Origin of the sequence: Kitasatospora purpeofusca, from assembly GCF_034043715.1 — a bacterium.
In the GTDB taxonomy this organism is placed as follows: Bacteria; Actinomycetota; Actinomycetes; order Streptomycetales; family Streptomycetaceae; genus Kitasatospora; species Kitasatospora purpeofusca_A.
Window position 1 is genome coordinate 177,649 of sequence record NZ_JAXCLC010000004.1, and the last position, 23,787, is coordinate 201,435.

At 73.7% G+C, this 23,787-nt stretch carries 14 protein-coding genes; all 14 read left to right on the forward strand.

What is annotated here, in order from left to right; genetic code table 11:
• Positions 1-5 precede the first annotated feature (5 nt).
• The 14 genes from gatB to cimA all read left to right on the forward strand — a co-directional run bounded on the left by gatB (position 6) and on the right by cimA (position 23,628).
• Positions 6-1,514: an Asp-tRNA(Asn)/Glu-tRNA(Gln) amidotransferase subunit GatB gene (gatB, locus tag SM793_RS03820; protein WP_320436540.1), complete on the forward strand. Its 1,509-nt coding sequence runs from the start codon at positions 6-8 to the stop codon at positions 1,512-1,514.
• Positions 1,515-1,737: 223 nt separating this feature from the next.
• Positions 1,738-1,899 (forward strand): hypothetical protein, encoded by a 162-nt coding sequence (locus SM793_RS03825; RefSeq protein WP_320436541.1) that lies wholly within the window; start codon positions 1,738-1,740, stop codon positions 1,897-1,899.
• 131 nt (positions 1,900-2,030) lie between these two features.
• Positions 2,031-5,066, forward strand: a complete 3,036-nt coding sequence (locus tag SM793_RS03830; RefSeq protein ID WP_320436542.1) for a helix-turn-helix transcriptional regulator — start codon at positions 2,031-2,033, stop codon at positions 5,064-5,066.
• Between the two features lie 576 nt (positions 5,067-5,642).
• The gene (locus tag SM793_RS03835; RefSeq protein ID WP_320436560.1) at positions 5,643-8,579 is read left to right on the forward strand and encodes a putative bifunctional diguanylate cyclase/phosphodiesterase; all 2,937 of its coding nucleotides are present in this window, start codon (positions 5,643-5,645) and stop codon (positions 8,577-8,579) included.
• Between the two features lie 309 nt (positions 8,580-8,888).
• On the forward strand, positions 8,889-10,742 hold the full coding sequence (locus SM793_RS03840) for an acetolactate synthase large subunit (RefSeq protein WP_320436543.1): 1,854 nt from the start codon (positions 8,889-8,891) through the stop codon (positions 10,740-10,742).
• A 35-nt stretch (positions 10,743-10,777) separates the two neighbouring features.
• A complete protein-coding gene (gene ilvN / locus SM793_RS03845) occupies positions 10,778-11,302 on the forward strand; it encodes an acetolactate synthase small subunit (RefSeq protein ID WP_030392698.1) in 525 nt (174 codons plus the stop codon).
• 131 nt (positions 11,303-11,433) lie between these two features.
• Positions 11,434-12,432: a ketol-acid reductoisomerase gene (gene ilvC / locus SM793_RS03850; RefSeq protein ID WP_320436544.1), complete on the forward strand. Its 999-nt coding sequence runs from the start codon at positions 11,434-11,436 to the stop codon at positions 12,430-12,432.
• Between the two features lie 255 nt (positions 12,433-12,687).
• A complete protein-coding gene (gene serA / locus SM793_RS03855) occupies positions 12,688-14,271 on the forward strand; it encodes a phosphoglycerate dehydrogenase (protein ID WP_320436561.1) in 1,584 nt (527 codons plus the stop codon).
• Between the two features lie 300 nt (positions 14,272-14,571).
• The gene (locus SM793_RS03860; RefSeq protein WP_320436545.1) at positions 14,572-14,733 is read left to right on the forward strand and encodes a hypothetical protein; all 162 of its coding nucleotides are present in this window, start codon (positions 14,572-14,574) and stop codon (positions 14,731-14,733) included.
• Between the two features lie 309 nt (positions 14,734-15,042).
• A complete protein-coding gene (locus tag SM793_RS03865) occupies positions 15,043-18,435 on the forward strand; it encodes a S8 family serine peptidase (protein WP_320436546.1) in 3,393 nt (1,130 codons plus the stop codon).
• A gap of 116 nt (positions 18,436-18,551) precedes the next feature.
• On the forward strand, positions 18,552-19,118 hold the full coding sequence (locus SM793_RS03870) for a Uma2 family endonuclease (RefSeq protein ID WP_320436547.1): 567 nt from the start codon (positions 18,552-18,554) through the stop codon (positions 19,116-19,118).
• Positions 19,119-19,195: 77 nt separating this feature from the next.
• Positions 19,196-20,233 carry a 3-isopropylmalate dehydrogenase gene (locus tag SM793_RS03875; protein WP_320436548.1) on the forward strand — a complete coding sequence of 346 codons (1,038 nt, stop codon included), beginning with the start codon at positions 19,196-19,198 and terminating at the stop codon, positions 20,231-20,233.
• A gap of 219 nt (positions 20,234-20,452) precedes the next feature.
• Positions 20,453-21,565 carry a branched-chain amino acid aminotransferase gene (locus tag SM793_RS03880; RefSeq protein WP_320436549.1) on the forward strand — a complete coding sequence of 371 codons (1,113 nt, stop codon included), beginning with the start codon at positions 20,453-20,455 and terminating at the stop codon, positions 21,563-21,565.
• A 446-nt stretch (positions 21,566-22,011) separates the two neighbouring features.
• The gene (gene cimA, locus SM793_RS03885) at positions 22,012-23,628 is read left to right on the forward strand and encodes a citramalate synthase (RefSeq protein WP_320436550.1); all 1,617 of its coding nucleotides are present in this window, start codon (positions 22,012-22,014) and stop codon (positions 23,626-23,628) included.
• The last annotated feature ends 159 nt before the right edge of the window (positions 23,629-23,787 follow it).

Below are 23,787 nucleotides of genomic sequence, written 5' to 3' on the forward strand. Positions count from 1 at the left end.
ACGCTGTGAGCGTCAAGAACCTGGTCTCCTACGAGGACGCGCTCGCGTCGTTCGACCCGGTGATGGGCCTGGAGGTCCACGTCGAGCTGGGCACCAAGACCAAGATGTTCTGCGGTTGCTCGACCGAGCTCGGCGCCGAGCCGAACAGCCAGGTCTGCCCGACCTGCCTGGGCCTGCCCGGCTCGCTGCCGGTCGTCAACGCGATCGGCGTGGAGTCGGCCGTCAAGATCGGCCTGGCGCTGAACTGCGAGATCGCCGAGTGGTGCCGGTTCGCGCGGAAGAACTACTTCTACCCGGACATGCCGAAGAACTTCCAGACCTCGCAGTACGACGAGCCGATCGCCTTCAACGGCTACCTCGACGTGCAGCTGGAGGACGGCTCGACCTTCCGGGTGGAGATCGAGCGCGCCCACATGGAGGAGGACACCGGCAAGTCCAGCCATGTCGGCGGCGCGACCGGCCGGATCCACGGAGCGACCCACTCGCTGCTGGACTACAACCGGGCCGGCATCCCGCTGATCGAGATCGTCACCAAGCCGATCGAGGGGGCCGGCGAGCGCGCCCCCGAGGTCGCCAAGGCGTACGTCGCCGAGCTGCGCGAGGTCATCCGCTCGCTGGGCGTCTCCGAGGCCCGGATGGACAAGGGCCAGATGCGCTGCGACGTCAACCTGTCGCTGCGCCCGCACGGCACCGAGAAGTTCGGCACCCGCTCGGAGACCAAGAACGTCAACTCGCTGCGCAGCGTGGAGCGGGCCGCCCGCTTCGAGGTCCAGCGGCACGCCACCGTGCTCACCGACGGCGGCACGATCGTCCAGGAGACCCGGCACTTCCACGAGGAGGACGGCAGCACCACCGCCGGCCGGATCAAGGACAACGCCGAGGACTACCGGTACTTCCCGGAGCCGGACCTGGTGCCGATCGCGCCGGCCCGTGCCTGGGTGGAGGAGCTGCGCGCCGGGCTGCCCGAGCTGCCCCGGGTGCGCCGGGCCCGGCTGCAGGCCGAGTGGGGCCTGACGGACAAGGACATGCAGTCGGTGCTGAACGCCGGCGCCGTCGAGCCGATCCAGCAGACCATCGCCGCCGGCGCCCCGGCCGACCAGGCCCGCAAGTGGTGGATGGGCGAGCTGGCCCGCCGGGCCAACGAGACCGGCACCGAGCTGGCCGAGCAGCCGATCACCCCGGCGCAGGTCGCCCGGGTCGCCGCGCTGGTCGCCGAGGGCAAGCTGAACGACAAGCTGGCCCGCCAGGTCATCGAGGCCGTGCTGGCCGGCGAGGGCGAGCCGGACGCGGTCGTCGAGCAGCGCGGCCTGGCCGTGGTCTCGGACGACTCCGCGCTCGGTGCCGCCGTGGACCAGGCCATCGCCGAGAACGAGGCGATCGCCGCCAAGATCCGCGACGGCAAGGTCGCCGCGGTCGGCGCGCTGGTCGGCGCGGTCATGAAGACCACCCGCGGTCAGGCCGACGCGGCCCGGGTCAAGGATCTGATCCTTGAGAAGCTGGGCGTTTCTGCCTGAGTTTCCAAGGCGTCTAAGGCGTTCTAAGGGCGACTTAGACGACTAAGGCCCGGTCTTACCCTTCATAAGGGGTAGGACCGGGCCTTTGCCGTGCCCGGGGCCCCGGGCCTAAGGCGGTCGGGGCCCGGAACATCCGGCAGGCTGCCGATGCGGCCGACCCCCCTGGGAGAGGAATCTTTACCTCAGAACGAGAGAGACACCGAAACCCACGAGGGGAAACACCGTGATCGAGTACGAGCTCATCAAGCAGCAGGGCCTGGAGCTCCGGGCCCAGGCCGAGCACGAGCGCCTGGTCCGCGAGGCGAAGGGTGCCAAGCGCACCGGCTGGCGCCCGAACGTGGGCTTCCGCCTCCAGCGGCGGACCGTCCGCCCGCGCGAATGCTGACGAACCGGCACCAAGGTGCCGGGCAGGGACCGGAAGGGGAGGCGACACGGGGGTGCGCCTCCCCTTCCGGGCGTCCAGGGGACGGGATAACCCCTCGGACCGCACCCGACCTCTATGGCATGCTCGCCTCCATGCAGCAGATATCGGTGAGTCCCGTCTTCGTCGGCCGCGATCCGGAACTCACCGTCCTGCTGGACGCCATGCGCAGGGCCGGGGACGGCCAGCCGCAGACCGTGCTGATCGGCGGCGAGGCCGGCGTCGGCAAGACCCGGCTGCTGGAGGAGTTCCTCCGTCAGGCCTGCCTCGACGGCGTGGTCACCACCGTCGGCGGCTGTCTGGAGATCGGCGCCGAGGGCCTGCCCTACGCGCCGCTGGCCACCGCGCTGCGCCGGCTGCACCGGGGCCTGGGCGCCGAGCTGGAGGCGGCCGCGGCCGGGATGGAGGGGCACCTCGCCCGGCTGATGCCGGACTTCGGCGAGGCCGACGGCGAACCCAACGACGAGTACGGACGAGCCCGGCTGTTCGAGCACACCGCGAGGCTGTTCGAACGACTCGGCACGGACCGTACCCTCGTACTCGCCGTCGAGGACCTCCACTGGTCCGACCGCTCCACCCGGGAGCTGCTGGCCTACCTGGTCCGCACCCTGCACCGGGCCCGGGTGCTGCTGGTTGCCACCTACCGCAGCGACGACCTGCACCGCCGCCACCCGCTGCGGCCGTTCCTGGCCGAGCTGGAGCGGCTGCGCACCGTGCAGCGGGCCGAGCTGGAGCGGTTCGGGCCCGGCGAGGTGGCCGCGCAGCTGGCCGGCATCCTCGGCACCGCCACCCCGGACCGGGAGCTGGTCGACCGGATCCACCGCCGCTCCGAGGGCAACCCCTTCTTCGTCGAGGAACTCGCCACCGCCTACAGCGAGGGCTGCTCGGCCGGGCTCACCGACTCGCTCCGGGACATGCTGCTGGTCCGGGTCGAGGCGCTGGACGAGCAGACCCAGCGGGTGCTGCGGATCGCCGCCGAGGGCGGCTCCTACGTCGAGCACGCCCTGCTCGCCGCCGTCCTGGACGACGAGGAGGAGCTGATCGCCTCGCTCCGGGTCGCGGTCGGCGCCAACATCCTGCGCCCGGACACCGACGGCGACGGCTACCGGTTCCGGCACGCGCTGGTCCGGGAGGCGGTCTCGGACGACCTGCTGCCGGGCGAGCGGCACCGGATCAACCGGCGCTTCGCCGCCGCGCTGGAGGCCGATCCGCACCTGGTCGGCTCCGACGTCCGGCCCGCCCGGCTGGCCAACTACTGGTACCACGCCCACGACCCGGCCCGGGCCCTGCCGACCGCCCTGGAGGCCGCCAGGGCCGCCCGCCGGCGCAACGCCTTCGCCGAGCAGCTGCGGATGCTGGAACGGGCCCTCGAGCTCTGGGACCAGGTCCCGGAGGAGGTCCTGTCGGGCACCCTGCGCCCGCACGACTGGGCCGAGACCTACCCGCCCTGCTCCTGCGACGCGGACCGGCACGACGAGCACTGCCACCGGCTCTGCCTGATCGACGTCCTGGCCGAGGCGGTGGTCGCGGCCCGCCGCAGCGGCGACCGCGAGCGCGGGCTGAGCCTGGCCCGGCGGGCGCTCAAGCTGGTCGACGAGACCGAGCACCCGGCCCGCGCCGCCTGGTTCCGGATCAACCGGGCCCGGATGCTCGGCCACCTCCGCCGCTCCGGCGACGAGGAGGAGATCGCGTACGCGCACCGGCTGGTCGAGCACCTGCCGCCGTCCGCCGTGCAGGCCGAGGTGTTCGCCCTCGGCGCTGGTAGCGGGATGCTCTCCAACCCCCGCGCCGAGCTGGTCGAACTCGCCGAGCGGGCGGCCCGGATCGCCCGCGAGGTGGGCGCGGACGCCATCGAGCAGCACGCCCTGATGACGCTCGGCGGACTGCGCAACGACCTCGACTCCGACCCGGAGGCCGCGGTCGCCCAGCTCACCGCGGCGGTGGAGGCCACCCGGCGGATCGGCGCCCCCGACATCCTGCTGCGCGGCATCAACAACCTGTCCTCGATGCAGCGCGGGCTCGGCCGGGCCGAGGAGGCGGCGGCGCTCGCCCGGGAGGGGCTGGAATCGGCCCGGGGCAACGGCCTCCAGCGCAACATCGGCACCATCCTGACCGGGAACCTCGCCGAGGCGCTGATGGACCTCGGGCGGATCGACGAGGCCGAGCAGGTGCTCGCCGAATGCCACCTGCTCGGTGTGACCGGCACCCACGCCGAGTTCCTGGACCGGATGCGCGGCGAACTCGCCCTGCTCCGCGGCGACCTGCCCGGTGCCGCCGCCATGCTGGCCCAGGCCAGGGCGGCCAACCGGATCGGCCAGCTCCAGCACTCCGTCCCGATCGCACGGCTGGCGCTGCGGATCGCCACCGGGGCGGGCCGCCCGCTGGACGCCCGCGCCGAGCTGGTCGCCGCCCTGGACGAGGACCTCCGGTGCGGCTACCTCGCCGACCTCTACCCGCTGCTGGTGGACGGCGCCGCCGCCGAGGCGGACAGCCGGGGCCTGCCGGAGGCCGACCCGGGCCGGGCCGCGGTGCTGGCCAGGATCGCCGCGACGGCGGCCGGACTGACCCCGACCGTGCCGCTGCACCACGGCTGGGCCCGGCTGCTGGAGGCCGAACTGGCCCGCGCCCAGGGCGCGGACACCCCCGAGCAGTGGGCCACCGCGGTCGCCGCGCTGCGCCCGACCGGACTGCCCCACCCGCTGGCGGTCGCGCTGCTGCGGGCCGGCGAGGCCGAGGTGCTGGCCGGACGCCGCGAAGCCGGCGTCGAACTCCTCCGCGAGGCGCGGGAACTGGCGTCCGCCCGGTCCGACGCCGGACTGCGGGCCGGGATCGACGCCCTGGCCGCGCGGGCCGGCCTGGCGCTCGTCGCGGACCGCCCGGCGCCCGCTCCGGCACTGCCGGCCGCTGAATCCCTCGGCCTCACCCCCCGTGAGCGGGACGTGCTCCGATTGCTCGCCCGGGGGTGCACCAACCGGCAGATCGCCGAGGAGCTGTACATCTCGCCGAAGACCGCGAGCGTGCACGTCTCCAACATCCTCGGCAAGCTCGCGGTGGCCGGCCGGGGCGAGGCGGCCGCGCTGGCGCACCGGCTGCGGCTGTTCCCCGAGGACCTGGCCCCGGCCGCCCGCTGACGGCCCGTCCGCCGCGCCCGCCCGGTGCGCCCGTCCGCTGCCCCGCCCGGCGTGCCGCCGTCGGCGCCGTGGTGGCCGGTGCCGGGCGGGCGCCGCCGTGTGCTCCTGTGCGCGCTGCGTGAGCCCCCTTGTGCGCGCCCCTGTCAACCGGACCGATTCGGCGGAATCGGGCGCAATTCCCCACCTCAGGGCCATTACTCTAAGTTGAGTGTGCGTGTCATTGAGTGACCGAAGTGGTGTAGGGTCCCGAACGGGAACATCGGTGTGGCGGGACGGCCGGCAGGCCCCCCGCCCCCTGGGTCGACGCCCTGCCGGGGCGCCAGGGCACCGCGCACGGCCACCGGGCGCGCGGCCGGTGGTCCGTGACCGGGGCGCGAGGCCCCGGGCCGGAGGGGGAGAGGCCGAGTGAGCTCCACCGACGCGGTGCTGCCCGGAGCCGGACGGCCCCAGGCGCCGGACGCCGTCCTGCCCGCGGACGGTCCGCCGTGGCCGGGCCCGCCCCCGCGCGGCGCCCGCGCGGACGGCCCGCCCCCGTACCGCCGGGACGGCGGCGGGGCGGGACCGGGGCCGGGGCCGCTGCGCCGGGCGCTGCGCAGCCGCAAGCTGCCGGGCGCCGCCCTCGGTGTGCTCTGCCTCGCCTACGCCCTCGGCGCCGCGCTCGGCTGGGGCTCGCGCCAGCTCGCCGTCTTCATGGGCGACTTCGGCCTCGCGGCGGCGGCCCTCGCCGCCGCGCTCTCCTGTCTCGCCTACGGCTGTACGGTCGGCGGCCACGCCCGCCCGGCCTGGCTGCTGTTCGGCCTCTCCTCGCTCATGGTCGCCTTCGGCAACGGCACCTGGGGCTGGTACGAGCTGGTCGAGCGGACCAAGCTGCCGCCCAACTCGCTGGCCGAGTACGCCTTCCTGCTGTTCGCCCCGCTGGCCATCACCGGCGTCCTGGTCCTGGCCCAGCGCCCGCGCACCGCCGCCGGCTGGCTCTGCCTGCTGCTGGACGGCTGGCTGGTGGCCGGCTCGCTGTTCACCCTCAGCTGGAGCCTCGCCCTCGGCCGCACCGCCGCCGGCGAGAACGGCTCCCCGCTGCGGCTGGCCCTCAACCTGGCCTACCCGGTGCTGGACATCCTGCTCGTCTCGCTGGTCGTCGGCCTGCGCTTCGGCGGCCGGGACGGCAACCGCGCCGCCGTCCACACCGCCATGGTCGGCCTCGCCGTCACGGTGCTCTGCGACGCCCTGTTCACCTCGCCCGAGCTGCACAACAACTACCACTCCGGCGAACTGCTCGACGCCGGCTGGTTCGCCGGCAGCCTGCTGCTCGCCTGGGCCCCGTGGTCCCCGCGCTGGCGCCGACCGCTGCGCGAGCACCCGGCGCTCGGCGGGCTGCCCCGCCGCCGGGTCGCCACCACCTTCAGCGCGCTCACCCCCTACGCCGCCGCCGCCGTCTGCACCGCCGGGATCCTCTACAACGCCCTCGGCGGGCACTCGCTGGACCGGGTGGTGGCCTCGGCGGCCTGCACCGTCGGCCTGGCGCTGATCCTGCGCCAGGGCATCATGCTGCTCGACAACCTCTCGCTGGCCCAGGAACTCGCCCACAAGGAGGCGCACTTCCGCTCCCTGGTGCAGGGCTCCAGCGACGTCATCATGATCGCCGGCGCCAACGGCGTGCTCTCCTACGTCTCCCCGGCCGCGCTCGGCGTCTACGGGCGCGACCCGGAGGAACTCGTCGGCGGCAACCTGCTCGACCTCATCCACCCGGAGGACATCGACCGGGTGCTGCTGGAGGTCCGCCGCTTCCTGGCCCGGGGCCGGCTCGCCGCCCACCGCGACCCGGGCGCCGAGCCGCTGCCCGCGGCCCGGGTGGAGTGCCGGATCGGCTCCGGCGGCGGCGAGTGGCTGCACGTCGAGTCGACCGTCGACCGGTACCGCGACGGCCTGATCCTGAACAGCCGCGACGTCACCGAACGGGTCATGCTGCAGGCCCAGTTGCAGCACAACGCGTTCCACGACCCGCTCACCGACCTGCCCAACCGGGCGCTGTTCACCCAGCGGCTGCGCGCCGCCCTGGCCGCCCGCGGCCCGCAGGACGAGGCGGGTTCCGGGGTCGCCGTGCTCTTCCTCGACCTGGACGGCTTCAAGGCGGTCAACGACACCGCCGGCCACCAGGTCGGCGACGAGCTGCTGGTCCAGGCCGCCCGCCGGCTCCAGGGCGCCGTCCGCTGCGGGGACACCGTCGCCCGCTTCGGCGGCGACGAGTTCGCCGCCCTGGTCTGCGGCCCGCTCGGCCGGCTCCAGGTCCAGGAGCTCGCCGAACGGCTGCGCGCCGCGCTCTCCGAGCCCTACTGGATCGGCGGCAGCGAACTCAGCGTCGCCGCCAGCATCGGGATCGCCTTCGGCACCCCCGAACGCGGCCCGGCCGCCGACCCGCGCGCCGCCGCCGACGAGCTGATGCGCAACGCCGACCTCGCGATGTACCGCGCCAAGTCCGAGGGCAAGGGCCGGGTGATGCTCTACACCCCGGCCATGCGCGCCGACCTGGAGCGCCGCACCGAGCTGGACGAACGGCTCCGCGCGGCCGTCCGCGAGGGCGGCTTCACCCTGCTCCACCAGCCCGTGGTGGACCTCGTCACCGGCGCGGTCACCGCCGTCGAGGCCCAGGCCCGCTGGCGCTCCGCACAGGGCCTGCTGCTCACCCCCGCCGAGTTCCTGCGCTCCACCGAGCCGGGCGACGCCGCCGCGCGGTTCTCCCGCTGGCTGGTCCGCGAGGCGGTGACCGCCGCGGCGCTGCGCCGGGGCCTGCCCGTCCGGGGCCGCGCCGTGCCGCCGCCGGTCCCGGTGTCGGTCCGGCTGTCGGCCGAGCGGCTGTGCGCGCCCGGCCTGTACGAGGCGGTGGTCGCGGCCCTGCGGGACAGCGGACTGCCCGGCGGCCAGCTGATCGTCGAGGTGGCCCGGACGGGCCCGGACGACCTGGCGGACGAGCTCGGCCGCCGGCTCGACGCGCTGCGCCGGCTCGGCGTCGGCACCGCGCTGGCCGGCTTCGGGGCCGGCCGGGGCTCGCTCGGGACGCTGGTCCGGCTCCCCTTCGACGGCCTCAAGCTGGACCGCTCGCTGGTCCAGGACCTGGGCGAGTCCGCGCTCGCCCGCACCCTCGCCGGGCACGCCCTGCGGCTCGGCCGGGACCTCGGGCTGGTCACCGCCGCCGAGGGCGTCGACCTGCCGCGCCAGGTGGCCGTGCTGCAGGAGCTGGGCTGCCGCCAGGTCCAGGGCTCGGCGTTCTCCGCGCCGCTGGACGAGACCAGGCTCCGGCGCGAACTCGCCCGCCGCGCGTACCCGGTGCCGAGGCCGCTCGGCCCGCTGCCCACGCGTCGCGCCTTCCTGGCCGCGGACACCCGGACGAGTGGCCGCGGCGAGGCCGCCGCAGGGCGTGCCGTACCCCACCACAACGGCTCCGACCTGCCCGAACACCCGGCCGTGGCGGGTCCGGCCGGCAGTCCGCATGGCGAGACGGCCGTCCCACCTGCTTGACAGCCGACCCTTGACGGGAGGAAGGTCGTTGCCATGCGCACCCGAATTCTCGTACTTGGCGGGCGCGTCGGCTGAGCGGGCTCCGACCCGTTCGTGACAGACCGACGCGCCACCCCTCGCATGCCCTTGGGCACGAGGGGTTTTTTGTTGCACCGACGCTGTTCCACCACCGCAAGACCCCTGGCCCCGAGGCCCCGCGAAAGGGACGATTGGGGCAGAGCCGGCGATCGGCCCGCAAGCGGGACCCCACCCTCGACCCCCGGGGCCCGCAAACCACCGGGTCGGCCAGAACCGAGAAGAGACAGGCAGATGACCGAGCACGCCGCATCCCCCCGCCGCGGGGACACCCCGGCCGCCCACGCTCCCGCTCCTCAGCACGTCGTCGAGACCATGACCGGCGCCCAGTCGCTCATCCGCTCGCTGGAGGCCGTCGGTGCGGACACCGTCTTCGGCATCCCGGGCGGGGCCATCCTTCCCGCGTACGACCCGCTGATGGACTCCACCAAGGTGCGCCACATCCTGGTCCGTCACGAGCAGGGCGCCGGCCACGCCGCCACCGGCTACGCGCAGGCCACCGGCCGGGTCGGCGTCTGTATGGCGACCTCCGGCCCGGGTGCCACCAACCTGGTCACCCCGATCGCCGACGCGTACATGGACTCGGTGCCGATCGTCGCCATCACCGGCCAGGTCGCCTCCAAGGCGATCGGTACGGACGCCTTCCAGGAGGCGGACATCTGCGGCATCACCATGCCGATCACCAAGCACAACTACCTGGTCACCGACCCGGCCGAGATCCCCCGGGTGATCGCCGAGGCGTTCCACATCGCCGCCACCGGCCGCCCCGGCCCGGTCCTGGTCGACATCGCCAAGGACGCCCTCCAGGCCACCACCACCTTCCGCTGGCCGGTCGAGACCTCGCTGCCCGGCTACCGCCCGGTGACCAAGCCGCACGCCAAGCAGATCCGCGAAGCGGCCAAGATGCTGGTCACCGCCAAGCGCCCGGTCCTGTACGTCGGCGGCGGCGTCGTCAAGGCCGGTGCCACGGCCGAGCTGCGCATCCTGGCCGAGCTGACCGGCGCCCCGGTGGTCACCACCCTGATGGCGCTCGGCGCGTTCCCCGACAGCCACCCGCAGCACCTGGGCATGCCCGGCATGCACGGCTCCGTCCCGGCCGTCACCGCGCTCCAGAAGGCCGACCTGCTCTTCACCCTCGGCGCCCGCTTCGACGACCGGGTCACCGGCAAGCTGGACAGCTTCGCGCCGTACGCCAAGGTCGTCCACGCGGACATCGACCCGGCCGAGATCGGCAAGAACCGCCCGGCGGACGTGCCGATCGTCGGTGACGCCCGCGAGGTGCTGGCCGACCTGATCGTCGCCGTCCAGGCCGAGTTCGACGCCGGCCACAAGGGCGACTACGGCGACTGGTGGGAGCGGCTCGACGAGTGGAAGACCACCTACCCGGTCGGCTACGAGCCCGCGCCCGACGGCCGGTTGTCCCCGCAGCAGGTGATCGAGCGGATCGGCCGGCTGGTCGGCCCGGACGCCGTCTACGCGGCGGGCGTCGGCCAGCACCAGATGTGGAGCTCACAGTTCATCCGGTTCGAGAAGCCGGGCACCTGGCTCAACTCCGGCGGTGCCGGGACCATGGGCTACGCGGTGCCGGCCGCGATGGGCGCCAAGGCCGGCCGCCCGGAGCTGGCGGTCTGGGCGATCGACGGCGACGGCTGCTTCCAGATGACCAACCAGGAGCTGGCCACCTGCGCCCTGAACAACATCCCGATCAAGGTCGCGGTCATCAACAACGGCTCGCTGGGCATGGTCCGGCAGTGGCAGACGCTGTTCTACAACCAGCGCTACTCCAACACCGTGCTGCACGCCGGCCCCGGCCACGACGGCATCGAGCCGCCGGCCCAGGGCACCCGGATCCCCGACTTCGTCCTGCTCGCCGAGGCGATGGGCTGCGTCGGCCTGCGCTGCGAGCGCCCCGAGGACCTCGACGCGGTGATCAAGCAGGCGATGGAGATCGACGACCGCCCGGTGGTCATCGACTTCATCGTCCACCAGGACGCCATGGTCTGGCCGATGGTCGCGGCCGGCACCAGCAACGACGAGATCCAGTTCGCCCGCGGCGTCCGTCCCGACTTCGGCGACGACCTCGACTGAGCCCCCTCCGGAACGACCAAGGGAACCCACGACCCATGTCCAAGCACACCCTCTCCGTCCTGGTCGAGAACAAGCCCGGCGTGCTCGCCCGGATCGCCGCGCTGTTCTCCCGTCGGGGCTTCAACATCGACTCCCTCGCCGTCGGCCCGACCGAGCACCCGGACATCTCCCGGATGACCATCGTGGTCAACGTCGAGGACCTCCCGTTGGAGCAGGTCACCAAGCAGCTCAACAAGCTCGTCAACGTGATAAAGATCGTCGAACTCGACCAGTCCGCTGCGATCCAGCGGGAACTGGTCCTGGTGAAGGTCCGGGCCGACAACGACACCCGGTCGCAGATCGTCGAGATCGTCCAGCTGTTCCGCGCCAAGACGGTCGACGTGTCCCCGGACGCGGTGACCATCGAGGCCACCGGCAGCTCGGACAAGCTGGAGGCCATGCTCCGGATGCTGGAGCCCTACGGCATCAAGGAGTTGGTCCAGTCCGGCCTGGTCGCCATCGGACGCGGCGCCCGTTCGATCACGGACCGCTCGCTGCGCGCCCTCGACCGCAGCGCCTGAGACGGGCCCCGGCCCCTCCGGGACGCGCCGCCGTCTCAAACCCTGAAGCACCGCCCCACCCCGACGCCGGGTCCGCATACGGTAGGAACCACCGCAGATCCGGCAAACCACTCGCAAGGAGATGTGCCCCCGTGGCCGAGCTGTTCTACGAAGACGACGCCGACCTGTCCATCATCCAGGGCCGCAAGGTCGCGGTCATCGGCTACGGCAGCCAGGGCCACGCCCACGCGCTGTCCCTGCGCGACTCGGGCGCGGACGTCCGGGTCGGCCTGAAGCCGGAGTCCAAGTCCCGGGCCAAGGCCGAGGAGGCCGGCCTGCGCGTGGTCACCCCCGCCGAGGCCGCGGCCGAGGCCGACGTCATCATGATCCTGGTCCCGGACCCGATCCAGGCGGACGTCTACGAGGCGGACATCGCCCCGCACCTGAAGGCCGGCGACGCCCTGTTCTTCGGCCACGGCCTGAACATCCGCTTCGGCTTCATCAAGCCCCCGGCCGACGTCGACGTCTGCATGGTCGCCCCGAAGGGCCCGGGCCACCTGGTCCGCCGCCAGTACGAGGAGGGCCGCGGCGTCCCCGCGATCGTCGCCGTCGAGCAGGACGCCAGCGGCAGGGCCTTCGACCTGGCGCTGTCCTACGCCAAGGGCCTGGGCGCCACCAAGGCCGGCGTCATCAAGACCACCTTCACCGAGGAGACCGAGACCGACCTGTTCGGTGAGCAGGCCGTCCTCTGCGGTGGCACCGCCGCCCTGGTGAAGGCCGGTTTCGAGACCCTGGTCGAGGCCGGCTACCAGCCGGAGATCGCCTACTTCGAGTGCCTGCACGAGCTGAAGCTCATCGTCGACCTGATGTACGAGGGCGGCCTGGAGAAGATGCGCTGGTCCGTCTCCGAGACCGCCGAGTGGGGCGACTATGTCACCGGCCCGCGGATCATCACCGCCGACACCAAGGCCGAGATGAAGAAGGTCCTCACCGAGATCCAGGACGGCACCTTCGCCAACACCTGGATCGCCGAGTACAAGGCCGGTCTGCCCAAGTACAACGAGTACAAGAAGGCCGACGAGGACCACCTGCTGGAGAGCACCGGCAAGAAGCTGCGCAAGCTCATGAGCTGGGTCAAGGAAGAGGCGTAAGCCCTCGGGGGAGCCCTCGCGGGCCCGTATCCCCCTTGTACAACAAGGCGGCTCCCGTCCGGGTGATTTTGCCGGACGGGAGCAGCCCGCCACCCAGCCCGTCGATACACTTCCGAGTGCGCGTCAGGCCCACAGCGTCGTGCGTCTAGCTACGCGGCATGCCACCTTCCCCCCGCCCGGCAAGGCCACCCTCGTGCCCGGATCCGGGGAGAACCGGACAGTTAAGGACACACTGTCGTGAGCGCTGCTACAACTGTGAAATCTGGCGTAGTACTGATTGCCGAAGAGCTGTCGCCCGCCACCGTCGACGCCCTCGGTCCGGACTTCGAGATCCGGCACTGCAACGGTGCGGACCGCACCGAACTGCTGACCGCCATCGCGGACGTGGACGCCATCCTGGTCCGCTCCGCCACCAAGGTGGACGCCGAGGCGCTGGCTGCGGCCCGCAAGCTCAAGGTGGTCGCCCGCGCCGGCGTCGGCCTCGACAACGTGGACGTCTCCGCCGCCACCAAGGCCGGCGTCATGGTCGTCAACGCGCCGACCTCCAACATCGTCACCGCCGCCGAACTCGCCTGCGGCCTGCTGATCTCCGTCGCCCGCAACATCGCGCCGGCCAACGCCGCGCTCAAGGGCGGCGAGTGGAAGCGCAACAAGTACACCGGCGTCGAGCTCAGCGAGAAGGTCCTCGGCGTCGTCGGCCTCGGCCGGATCGGCGTGCTGGTCGCCCAGCGGATGTCCGCGTTCGGCATGAAGATCGTCGCGTACGACCCCTACATCCAGGCCGCCCGCGCCGCGCAGATGGGCGTCAAGCTGGTCTCGCTGGAGGAACTGCTGGAGGTCTCGGACTTCATCACCGTCCACCTCCCGAAGACCCCGGAGACCATCGGCCTGATCGGCGACGAGGCGCTGCACAAGGTCAAGCCGAGCGTCCGGATCGTCAACGCCGCCCGCGGCGGCATCGTCGACGAGGCGGCGCTGCTCAGCGCCCTGCGCGACGGCCGGGTGGCCGGCGCCGGCCTGGACGTGTACGCCAAGGAGCCGTGCACCGACTCGCCGCTGTTCGCCCTCGACAACGTGGTGGCCACCCCGCACCTGGGCGCCTCCACCGACGAGGCCCAGGAGAAGGCCGGCATCGCGGTCGCCAGGTCGGTCCGCCTGGCGCTGGCCGGCGAGCTGGTGCCGGACGCGGTCAACGTCCAGGGCGGCGTGATCGCCGAGGACGTCCGGCCGGGCTTGCCGCTGGCCGAGAAGCTCGGCCGGATCTTCACCGCGCTGGCCGGCGAGGTCGCCGTCCGGCTCGACGTCGAGGTGCGCGGCGAGATCACCCAGCACGACGTCAAGGTGCTCGAACTGTCGGCCCTCAAGGGCGTGTTCGAGGACGTCGTGGCGGAGACGGTGTCCTACGTCAACGCCCCGCTGTTCGCCCAGGAGCGCGGTGTCGAGGTGCGGCTGACCACCTCCAGCGAGAGCCCCGAGCACCGCAACGTGATCACCGTGCGCGGCACCCTCGCGGACGGCGAGGAGATCGCCATCTCCGGCACGCTGGCCGGGCCCAAGCAGGTCCAGAAGATCGTCGGCGTGGACGCCTTCGACGTGGACGTGGCGCTCACCGACCACATGGCCTTCTTCAAGTACGAGGACCGGCCCGGTGTGGTCGGCATCCTCGGCCGCCACCTCGGCGACGCCGGTATCAACATCGCCGGCATGCAGGTCGCCCGCGACGGCAGCGGCGCGCTCGCCTCCCTCACCGTGGACAGCGAGATCCCGCAGGAGGTGCTGTCGGCGATCGCGGCCGAGATCGGCGCCCGCTTCGCCCGCTCGGTCGACCTCGGCGCCTGACCCCCGCACCACCCCTCACCAGGGCCCGGACCGCCGTTCGCACGGCGGTCCGGGCCCTGGTGCGTTCCTCCGGGCGAAGGCCGTCTCAGATAGTAGGAAATCCAAGTATCCGTGCAGACACCGCCGGGTCCGGGTCGTACCGTGGAGTCAGCCGCACGGTGTGCCGCCCCTGTAGCCAGGGCGTCCGGCCCGTGCGCGCGTCCGCACCCATGGGCGGGAGACCCCTGCCCGGTGTACCCCCCTCCTCCCCACCCCGCCGCGTCCGTTCCCACGGCGCGTATCGAACCAAGGAGCCCCGGTATGCCCCCGACTGCCGACCGCCACGCCGCTTCCGCCCCCGCCGCCCCGCAGACCCGCGTCCCCCGCCGCCGCCGGGCCGTCGAGCGGAACACCTTCGCCGCCGCGGCGCTCCAGCGGGCGCTGGACCGCCGCGACAACGGCGGCGTGACCGGCCACGCCTGACCGGGCGCGCTCCGGCGGGCCGCACCTGACCGGCCACACTCTGGCGCGCCACGCCTGACCGGCCGCGCTCCGGCGGGCCGTCGCTTCCGACCGCTCCCGGCCCGTTCGGCGTTCATCGTCCGAATGGGCCGGACGGGCTGACGGCAGGTCACCCACAGGAGTGCAAGTTGCCGCCGTTCGGTGGAAGTTGCTCGCCCCGACCGGCGCGATATTCCTAATTTGGGGCCCCCGGAAGGGTGATCGACGGCCGCGCGGGCGGGCGTCAGCGGCACCGGTGCGGATCAGTTCCCCCGGCCGGGGGAGAGGACCATGCGCCATCCCGTCGTCCGCCGACCGCTTTCCCGGCTCGGCCTGACGCTCACCCTGCTCGCCGGCCCGGCCCTGCTCACCGGGGCCGCCCCGGCCACCGGCGGTCCGCCGCCGGCCCCGGCGGCCCCGCCGGGCCGCTCCGCCGCCGGACCCGTCGCCGTCCTGCTGGAACTCGCCACCGAACCCGTCGCCCCGGCCTGGCGCCGGGCCGGCGACGAGGCCCGGCGCGACCGGCGCTCCCCGGAGGCCGTCCGGGGCGCGGCCGCCCGGGCCGGCGCCGCCCAGCGGACCCGTGCCTCCACGGCGCTGGACCGCCTGGCCGACGCCGTCCACGACGCCGTCCCCGCCGCCCGGGAGCTCTACCGCACCCGCACCCTGATCACCGGACTCGCCGTCAACGCCCCCGCCGACCGGCTGCCCGCGCTGCGCACCCTGCCCGGGGTCGCGGCCGTGCACCCGATCGTCCGCAAGCAGCGGGACAACGCCCACTCGGTGCCCGTCACCGGCGCGCCCGAGGTCTGGACGGGCGGCTCCTCCGACGGCGGCCCGGACGGCGGCGACACCGGCCGGGGCGTGCGGATCGGTATCGCGGACAGCGGCATCGACTACACCCACGCCGACTTCGGCGGCCCCGGCACCGAGGAGGCGTTCCGTTCGGTCGACGGGGCGAAGCCCGCGCCGGCCGGCCTCTTCCCGAGCGCCAAGGTGACCGGCGGCCGCGACCTGGTCGGCGACGACTACCAGCCCGACCCGTCCTCCCCGCGCTACCAGCCCGAGCCGCACCCGGACGAGAACCCGATCGACTGCGTCCGCAACGGCCACGGCACCCATGTGGCCGGCACCGCCGCCGGCTTCGGCGTCACCACCGACGGACAGCCCTACCGCGGCCCCTACCGGCCCGGGCTCGACCCGGCCGGCTTCCGGGTCGGCCCCGGCGCCGCGCCCGGCGCCCAGCTGTACGCGATCCGGGTGTTCGGCTGCGACGGTTCCACCGACCAGCTCGGCGAGGCCCTCGACCTGGCCGCCGACCCGGACGGCGACGGCGACCCGAGCGACCGGCTCGACGTCCTCAACCTCTCGCTCGGCAGCCGCTTCGGCGCCACCGACGACGCCGACGCCCTCGCCGTCGACCGGCTCGCCGCGCTCGGCACCGTGGTGGTCGCCGCCGCGGGCAACGAGGGCGACGTGTACGCCATCGGCGGCAGCCCCGGCACCGCCGCCAGGGCGCTCGCCGTCGCCGCCTCGGTCGACCCGCACAGCGACGCCGACGGCCTCACCGTGCTCGACCCGCAGCCGCTCGCCGGGATCATGCCGGCCCACTGGAGCGCCCGCTACCAGGACTGGTCCACCGCCGACGTGGCCGGGGAGCTGGCCCTGCCCGCCGACCAGCGGGACGGCTGCGCGGCCTTCTCCGAGGCCGACCGGCAGCGGATCGCCGGGCGGATCGCCGTGCTCGCCTGGAGCACCCGGGAGTCCGAGCGCGCCTGCGGCTCAGGCCCGCGCGCCGACCACGTCGCCGAGGCCGGCGCGCTCGGCGCCGTGCTCACGGCCGACGACGACCACCTCGCCGAGATCGCCGGCAACGACCGGGTCCCGCTCGCCCTGCTCGCCCGCGCCGACGGCGAACGGCTCCGCGCGGGCACCGCCGCCGGCCCGGTCCGGGTCCGCCTCGCCGCGCCCGGCAACCCGCTGCACGGTGTCGTCGCCCAGGACCAGCCGCAGCGGCTCGACACCCTCACCGACTTCACCTCGCGCGGCATCGGCGTGCCCGGGGTGGTCAAGCCGGACCTCGCCGCCCCCGGCGAGACCATCTGGTCGGCCCGGGTCGGCAGCGGCACCGGCGGCCAGCGCGAGGACGGCACCTCGATGGCCACCCCGCACGCCGCCGGTCTGGCCGCCCTGGTCCGCGCGGCCCGCCCCGACCTGACCGTCGAGCAGGTCAAGGCCGCGCTGATGAACACCGCCGGGGACACCTGGCTCGGCGACGGCGGCACCGGCCCGGTCTACGGGCCCGAGCGCACCGGCGCCGGCCGGGCCGCCGTCGACCGGGCCGTCCGAACCCCGGCCGTCGCCTACGCGGCGGGGGAGGGCGCGGTGGAGGGCGCGGTCGGCGTCTCCTTCGGCCCGCTCGCCGTCACCGGGCCGTCGGCCCCGGTGCGCGAGGTCGAGGTCCGCAACCTGTCCGCCGCCCCGGTCGCCTACCGGACCGGCTACGCGGCCGCCACCGAGCTGCCCGGCGCCCGGTTCGAACTCGCGCCCGACCGGATCGAGGTGCCGCCCGGCGGTACCGCGCGGGTCCGGGTCACCCTGAGCGTGCCCGGCGCGCTCGGCCGCGCCCCGGACCCGACCATCGCCACCGTCCAGGGCGGCCGGCCCCGCAGCTACCGGGGCGAGCTCTCCGGCCGGCTGCTGCTGACCCCGGACGACCCGGCCGTCCCCGGCCTGCGGGTCCCGCTGTTCGCGGCCCCGCGTCCGGCCACCGACCTGGCCGCCACCGCCCCGGTCCGCACCCCCCGCTCCGGGGCCGTGGTCGCGCTCACCGGCACCGACGCGCCCGGTGGCGCGCCCGGCCTGGTCAGCGCCTTCGCGCTGGGCGGGGAGGGCGCCCGCTGGGCGGACTGCCCGCCGAACAGCGGAGCGGCCGTCGGGCCCGGCGCGGGCTTCGTCCCGGAGGGCAGTACCGAGGAGGCCGAGCACCTGCGGGACCTCTGCGTCGAGCGCCCCGGCGACCGCGCCGCCAACCTGCGGGCCGTCGGCGCCGCCACCGACGCGCCCACCGTCGCCGGGGACCCGCTCACCGAGGGCCGGCTCTACCTCGGCGCCCAGGTGTGGGCCCCGGCCGCCACCCCGGTCGGGCTGTTCGGCGTCCGGGCCGTGCTGGACACCGACGGGGACGGCGCCACCGACGTGGTGGTCAAGGCCGACCGGATGCGCGGCAGCGACGTCCTGGTGGCGAGGACCCTGGACGCCCGCACCGGCGCCGAACTCGACGTCCAGCCGCTGAACGCCCGCTGGGGCGACACCGACACCGCCCTGCTGGACTCCGACACGGTGGTCCTGCCGGTCCGGCTGTCCGCCCTCCCGGGCGTCCGGGCCGGGCGGAGCACCGTCCACTACGCGGTGTGGACCGGCCTGGCCGGCTCCGGGCGGGACCCGGCCGACGCCTTCTCCGCGATCGGTCTGAGCGGCGCCCGCCCCACCCTCGCCGTCGACGTCCTGCACCCCGCCGTCGACGTCCGCACCGGCCCCGGCGGCCCCACCGCCCTGGCCGCCCCCGTCCACCCCGCGACCCTCCTCGACATCCGCCGCACCGACGGCGACCACTCCCGCGTCCTCCTCCTCCACCACCTCAACCCGGACGGCCGCCGCAGCCAGATCCTGACCCTCCCGTAAGCCACACCGAGGGGGCGCGCGACCGGAGTCGGGCGCCCCCTCGAACGGGTGAAGTGCCGGGAGACTGGTCCGAGTAGCCTGAGAATGGCCACGAGGATGCCCGTATGGGAGGAACCATGAGCGTCGCGCCGTACCCCGATTGGATCATTCCCCCGGCCGAGGGGTACACGGCCGAGGACCTCGACCGACTGCCGGATCTCCCGCCGCACACCGAACTGCTCGACGGGAGCCTGATCTTCGTGAGCCCGCAGACCCTGTTCCACATGCGCATGCTCCGTAGGCTGGAGCGGGCCTTGGAGTCGGCAGTCCCGGACGGCTGGCAGGCGTGGCGGGAGATGACGATCCGGCTCGACGCACGCAATCGCCCAGAGCCGGACCTCACCGTCGTGAACGAGCAGGCGGACACGGGGCCCGACGGCACCTACTGCGACGCGCAGGACGTCCTGCTCGCTGTCGAAATCGTGTCCGAGGAGTCCCGGGACCGCGACCGCGAGGTCAAACCGCGAAAGTACGCGGCTGCCGGTATCGCGCACTTCTGGCGGGTGGAGAAGGACGAGTACGGGCAGGCGATCGTCCACACCTACGAGATCGACCCGGCCACCCGGCTCTACGGGTTGACCGGGATCCACCACAAGCAGCTGAAGCTGGACCGGCCCTTCCCGGTCGAGGTCGATCTCACCTGATCGGCTCCGATCGGGCCCGCTGTCCGGATGGTGGACGACGGATGTCAGGCTCTGGGATGCCGGAGTAGCCTCCCAGCATGTCTCGCACGATTCGTCTCGCAGTCGTCCCCGGTGACGGTATCGGCCAGGAAGTGGTGGCCGAGGGCCTCAAGGTGCTGGAGGCGGTGCTCCCCGCCGATGTGAAGCTGGAGAGCACCGAGTTCGACCTCGGCGCCCGGCGTTACCACCGCACCGGTGAGACCCTCCCGGACAGCGTCCTGGCGGAGCTCAAGTCCCACGACGCGATCCTGCTCGGCGCCATCGGCGACCCGAGCGTGCCGTCCGGAGTGCTGGAGCGGGGGCTGCTGCTGAAACTGCGGTTCGCCTTCGACCACCACATCAACCTCCGGCCGGGCCGGCTCTTCCCGGGCGTGAAGTCCCCGCTGGCCGGCGAGCCGGAGATCGACTTCGTGGTCGTCCGCGAGGGCACCGAGGGCCCGTACGTCGGCAACGGCGGCTCCCTGCGCACCGGTACCGAGCAGGAGGTGGCCACCGAGGTCAGCCTCAACACCGCCTTCGGCATCGAGCGCGTGGTGCGCGACGCCTACCGCCGGGCGCAGGCGCGTCCGCGCAAGAAGCTGACCCTGGTGCACAAGAACAACGTGCTGGTGCACGCCGGCCACCTGTGGACCCGGATCTTCGAGCAGGTCGGCGTCGAGTTCCCCGAGGTCACCACCGACTACCTGCACGTCGACGCGGCGACCATCTTCTTCGTCACCCAGCCCGAGCGGTTCGACGTCATCGTGACCGACAACCTGTTCGGCGACATCCTGACCGACCTGGCCGCCGCCGTCACCGGCGGGATCGGCCTGGCCGCCAGCGGCAACATCAACCCGAGCGGTGCCTTCCCGTCGATGTTCGAGCCCGTGCACGGCTCGGCGCCGGACATCGCCGGCCAGGGCAAGGCCGACCCGACCGCCACCGTGCTGTCGGTCGCCATGCTCCTCGACCACCTCGGGTACGCCGCCGAGGCCGCCCGGATCGAGACCGCGGTCGCCGCGGACCTCACCGGGCGGACCGGCCCCCGTACCACTGCCCAGGTCGGCGACGCGCTCGCCGCCCGAGTATCCGCCTAGGAGGCCGGGACCCGACAAACGGTGTTCCGGCCCAGTGGGCCGGACCCCATAACGACAGCTTGCGGTTCTCCAAGGAGTCCGCGACTGTTCGGCACGGCCCTCTGGATGCGAGTATCGACAGTGGGCCGTGCCGTCGTGCGTCCGTACCGGAAGTGTGAGTCCGGGACGAGCACCGGCGGAGGCGGCCCTGACCAACCCCACGGTGAAGGACACACAGCCATGAGCACGCCCACCCAGGCGCCCATCACGTTCGACCTCAAGCCCTCCGCGCACCCGCTGCCCCAGGCGGAGCGCGAGGCCCGGCTGGCCAACCCGGGCTTCGGGCGCGTGTTCACCGACCACATGGTCACCATCCGCTGGACCGAGGGCGTCGGCTGGCACGACGCCCAGCTGGCGCCCTACGCGCCGATCGAGATGGATCCGGCCAACATGACCCTCCACTACGGCCAGGCGATCTTCGAGGGACTCAAGGCCTACCGCCAGACCGACGGCTCGATCGCGACCTTCCGCCCGGAGGCCAACGCGGAGCGCTTCCGGGCCTCGGCCCGCCGGCTGGCGATGCCGGAGCTGCCGGTCGAGACCTTCGTCGAGGCCGTCGAGCTGCTGATCCAGCAGGAGCGGGCCTGGGTCCCGAGCGAGCCCGAGCAGAGCCTCTACCTGCGGCCGTTCATGTTCGCCACCGAGGTCGGCCTGGGTGTCCGGCCCGCCAACTCCTACCTCTTCATGATCATCGCCTCCCCGGCCGGCGCCTACTTCCCGGGCGGCGTCAAGCCGGTCTCGGTCTGGCTCTCCGAGGACTACGTCCGCGCCGCCCCGGGCGGCACCGGTGCCGCCAAGTGCGCCGGCAACTACGCCGCCTCGCTGGTCGCCCAGGCCGAGGCCGCCGCGAAGGGCTGCGACCAGGTCGTCTGGCTCGACGCCGCCGAGCACCGGTGGATCGAGGAGATGGGCGGCATGAACCTGTACTTCGTCCTCGGCGAGGGCAAGGACGCCCGGATCGTCACCCCCGAGCTGTCCGGCGCCCTGCTGCCCGGGATCACCCGCGACTCGCTGCTGCAGCTCGCCACCGACCTCGGCTACGCGGTCGAGGAGCGCAGGATCTCCACCGAGGAGTGGAAGCAGGGCAACGCCGACGGCACCCTGACCGAGGTCTTCGCCTGCGGCACCGCCGCAGTGATCACCCCGGTCGGCTCGGTGAAGTCCCGCGGCGGCGACTGGACCGTCGGCGCCGGCGAGCCCGGCCCGATCACCATGGAGCTGCGCCGCGCCCTGCTCGCGATCCAGGGCGGCCAGGCCCCCGACACCCACGGCTGGCTGCACCGGATCGCCTGATCCGGCCCTGCCGGGCGGGCCGCTCGTGGAGCCCGCCCGGCGGCTCCGCCCCGGCCCGCCCGCCGCGGCCCGCCCCACGTGCCCGCCCCGCGTGCCTGCCCCGCGTGCCCGCGCCCGGTCGCTCGTTCCGGATGCCGAGACGGGCGGGCCGCAGTGCGGACGATGTGCCAGACTGCCGACGTGTCCTCGCTTTCGCTGATTATTAGCAGCAGGCGCGCCGGTCCGCAGTGACCGCTCCCGCACCACCGATGCGGAGCGACCACCAGCGTCCAGACCCGCGCGCAGACCTCTCGCACCCGCGAGGGGTCTTTTTGTTTCCCCGGACCGGCCGGAGCCCCCACAAGGGGCCGAGGGACACCGGGCGCGCGCGGGATGCTGGACAGTGGAGCCGGAACCAGAACCGGCAGAGCAGTAACCCGACCTCCCGGAAACGGAGACCCAGGGTCATGACCCAGGCGAGCAACCTCCCCGACGACGCGTTCCACGTCTTCGACACCACCCTGCGCGACGGCGCCCAGCGCGAGGGCATCAACCTCACGGTGGCCGACAAGCTGGCCATCGCCCGGCACCTGGACGAGTTCGGCGTCGGCTTCATCGAGGGCGGCTGGCCCGGCGCCAACCCCCGGGACACCGAGTTCTTCGCCCGCGCCGCCGAGGAGCTGGACCTCCGGCACGCCCGGCTGGTCGCCTTCGGTGCCACCCGGCGGGCCGGCGGCAGCGCCGCGGACGACCCGCAGCTCGCCGCACTGGTCAACTCCGGCGCACCGGTGATCACCCTGGTCGCCAAGGCCCACGACCGGCACGTCGAACTGGCGCTACGCACCACCCTGGACGAGAACCTGGAGATGGTCCGGGACAGCGTCGCCCACCTGCGGGCGCAGGGCCGCCGGGTCTTCATCGACTGCGAGCACTTCTTCGACGGCTACCGGGCGAACCGGGACTACGCGCTGGCCGTGGTCCGCACCGCCCACCAGGCCGGCGCCGAGGTGGTGGTGCTCTGCGACACCAACGGCGGGATGCTGCCCTCCGGCGTGCGGGACACCGTCGCCGACGTCCTCGCCGCGACCGGCGCCCGGCTCGGCATCCACGCCCAGGACGACACCGGCTGCGCCGTCGCCAACACCCTGGCCGCGGTCGAGGCCGGCGCCACCCACGTCCAGTGCACCGCCAACGGCTACGGCGAGCGGGTCGGCAACGCCAACCTCTTCCCGGTGGTCGGTGCGCTGGAACTCAAGTGCGACCGCCGGGTGCTGCCGCCCGGCAGCCTCGCCGAGATGACCCGGATCTCGCACGCGATCGCCGAGCTGGTCAACCTCGCCCCCTCCACCCACCAGCCCTACGTCGGCTTCTCGGCCTTCGCCCACAAGGCCGGACTGCACGCCTCGGCGATCAAGGTCGACCCGGACCTCTACCAGCACATCGACCCGGAGACGGTCGGCAACACCATGCGGATGCTGGTCTCCGACATGGCCGGCCGCGCCTCCGTGGAGCTCAAGGGCAAGGAGCTCGGCTACGACCTCTCCAGCGACCGGGACCTGGCCGGCCGGGTGGTGGCCAGGGTCAAGGAGCAGGAGAACCTCGGCTACACCTACGAGTCCGCCGACGCCTCCTTCGAGCTGCTGCTCCGCGACGAGGTGCGCGGCCGCCGCGAGCGCTACTTCACCCTGGAGTCCTGGCGCACCATCAGCGAGCAGGGCCCGGGCGGCAGCGCGGGCAACGAGGCGACGGTCAAGCTGTGGGCCAAGGGCGAGCGGATGCTCGCCACCGGCGAGGGCAACGGCCCGGTCGACGCGCTGGACAAGGCGCTGCGCACCGCGCTGGAGCGGATCTACCCGCAGCTGGCCAAGCTGGAGCTGGTGGACTACAAGGTCCGCATCCTGGAGGGCCAGCACGGCACCGGCTCCAAGACCCGGGTGCTCATCGAGACCACCGACGGCACCGCCACCTGGTCCACGGTCGGGGTGGCCGACAACGTGGTGGCCGCCTCCTGGCTGGGGCTGGAGGACGCCTACACCTACGGCCTGCTGCGGGCCGGCCTGGAGCCGGACCCGGCCCAGGGCTGATCAGCGGCCCGCCGTGGCGACAGCGGCGACAGCGGTCACAGCCCTGACAGGGCCGGCAGCCGTGACAGCGGTGACACGACGGCGCGGCCCGGGGACCGGAGGGTCCACGGGCCGCGCCGTTCGGCCGTGCGGTGCCGGACGGTGCCCCGGGGTCACCGC

Bases quoted from the DNA above. Each gene is read 5' to 3' on its own strand.
- SM793_RS03830 (WP_320436542.1), top strand. From the start codon at position 2,031: ATGCAGCAGATATCGGTGAGTCCCGTCTTCGTCGGCCGCGATCCGGAA.
- SM793_RS03840 (WP_320436543.1), top strand. From the start codon at position 8,889: ATGACCGAGCACGCCGCATCCCCCCGCCGCGGGGACACCCCGGCCGCC.
- ilvN (WP_030392698.1), top strand. From the start codon at position 10,778: ATGTCCAAGCACACCCTCTCCGTCCTGGTCGAGAACAAGCCCGGCGTG.
- SM793_RS03860 (WP_320436545.1), top strand. From the start codon at position 14,572: ATGCCCCCGACTGCCGACCGCCACGCCGCTTCCGCCCCCGCCGCCCCG.
- SM793_RS03865 (WP_320436546.1), top strand. From the start codon at position 15,043: ATGCGCCATCCCGTCGTCCGCCGACCGCTTTCCCGGCTCGGCCTGACG.
- SM793_RS03870 (WP_320436547.1), top strand. From the start codon at position 18,552: ATGAGCGTCGCGCCGTACCCCGATTGGATCATTCCCCCGGCCGAGGGG.
- SM793_RS03875 (WP_320436548.1), top strand. From the start codon at position 19,196: ATGTCTCGCACGATTCGTCTCGCAGTCGTCCCCGGTGACGGTATCGGC.
- SM793_RS03880 (WP_320436549.1), top strand. From the start codon at position 20,453: ATGAGCACGCCCACCCAGGCGCCCATCACGTTCGACCTCAAGCCCTCC.
- cimA (WP_320436550.1), top strand. From the start codon at position 22,012: ATGACCCAGGCGAGCAACCTCCCCGACGACGCGTTCCACGTCTTCGAC.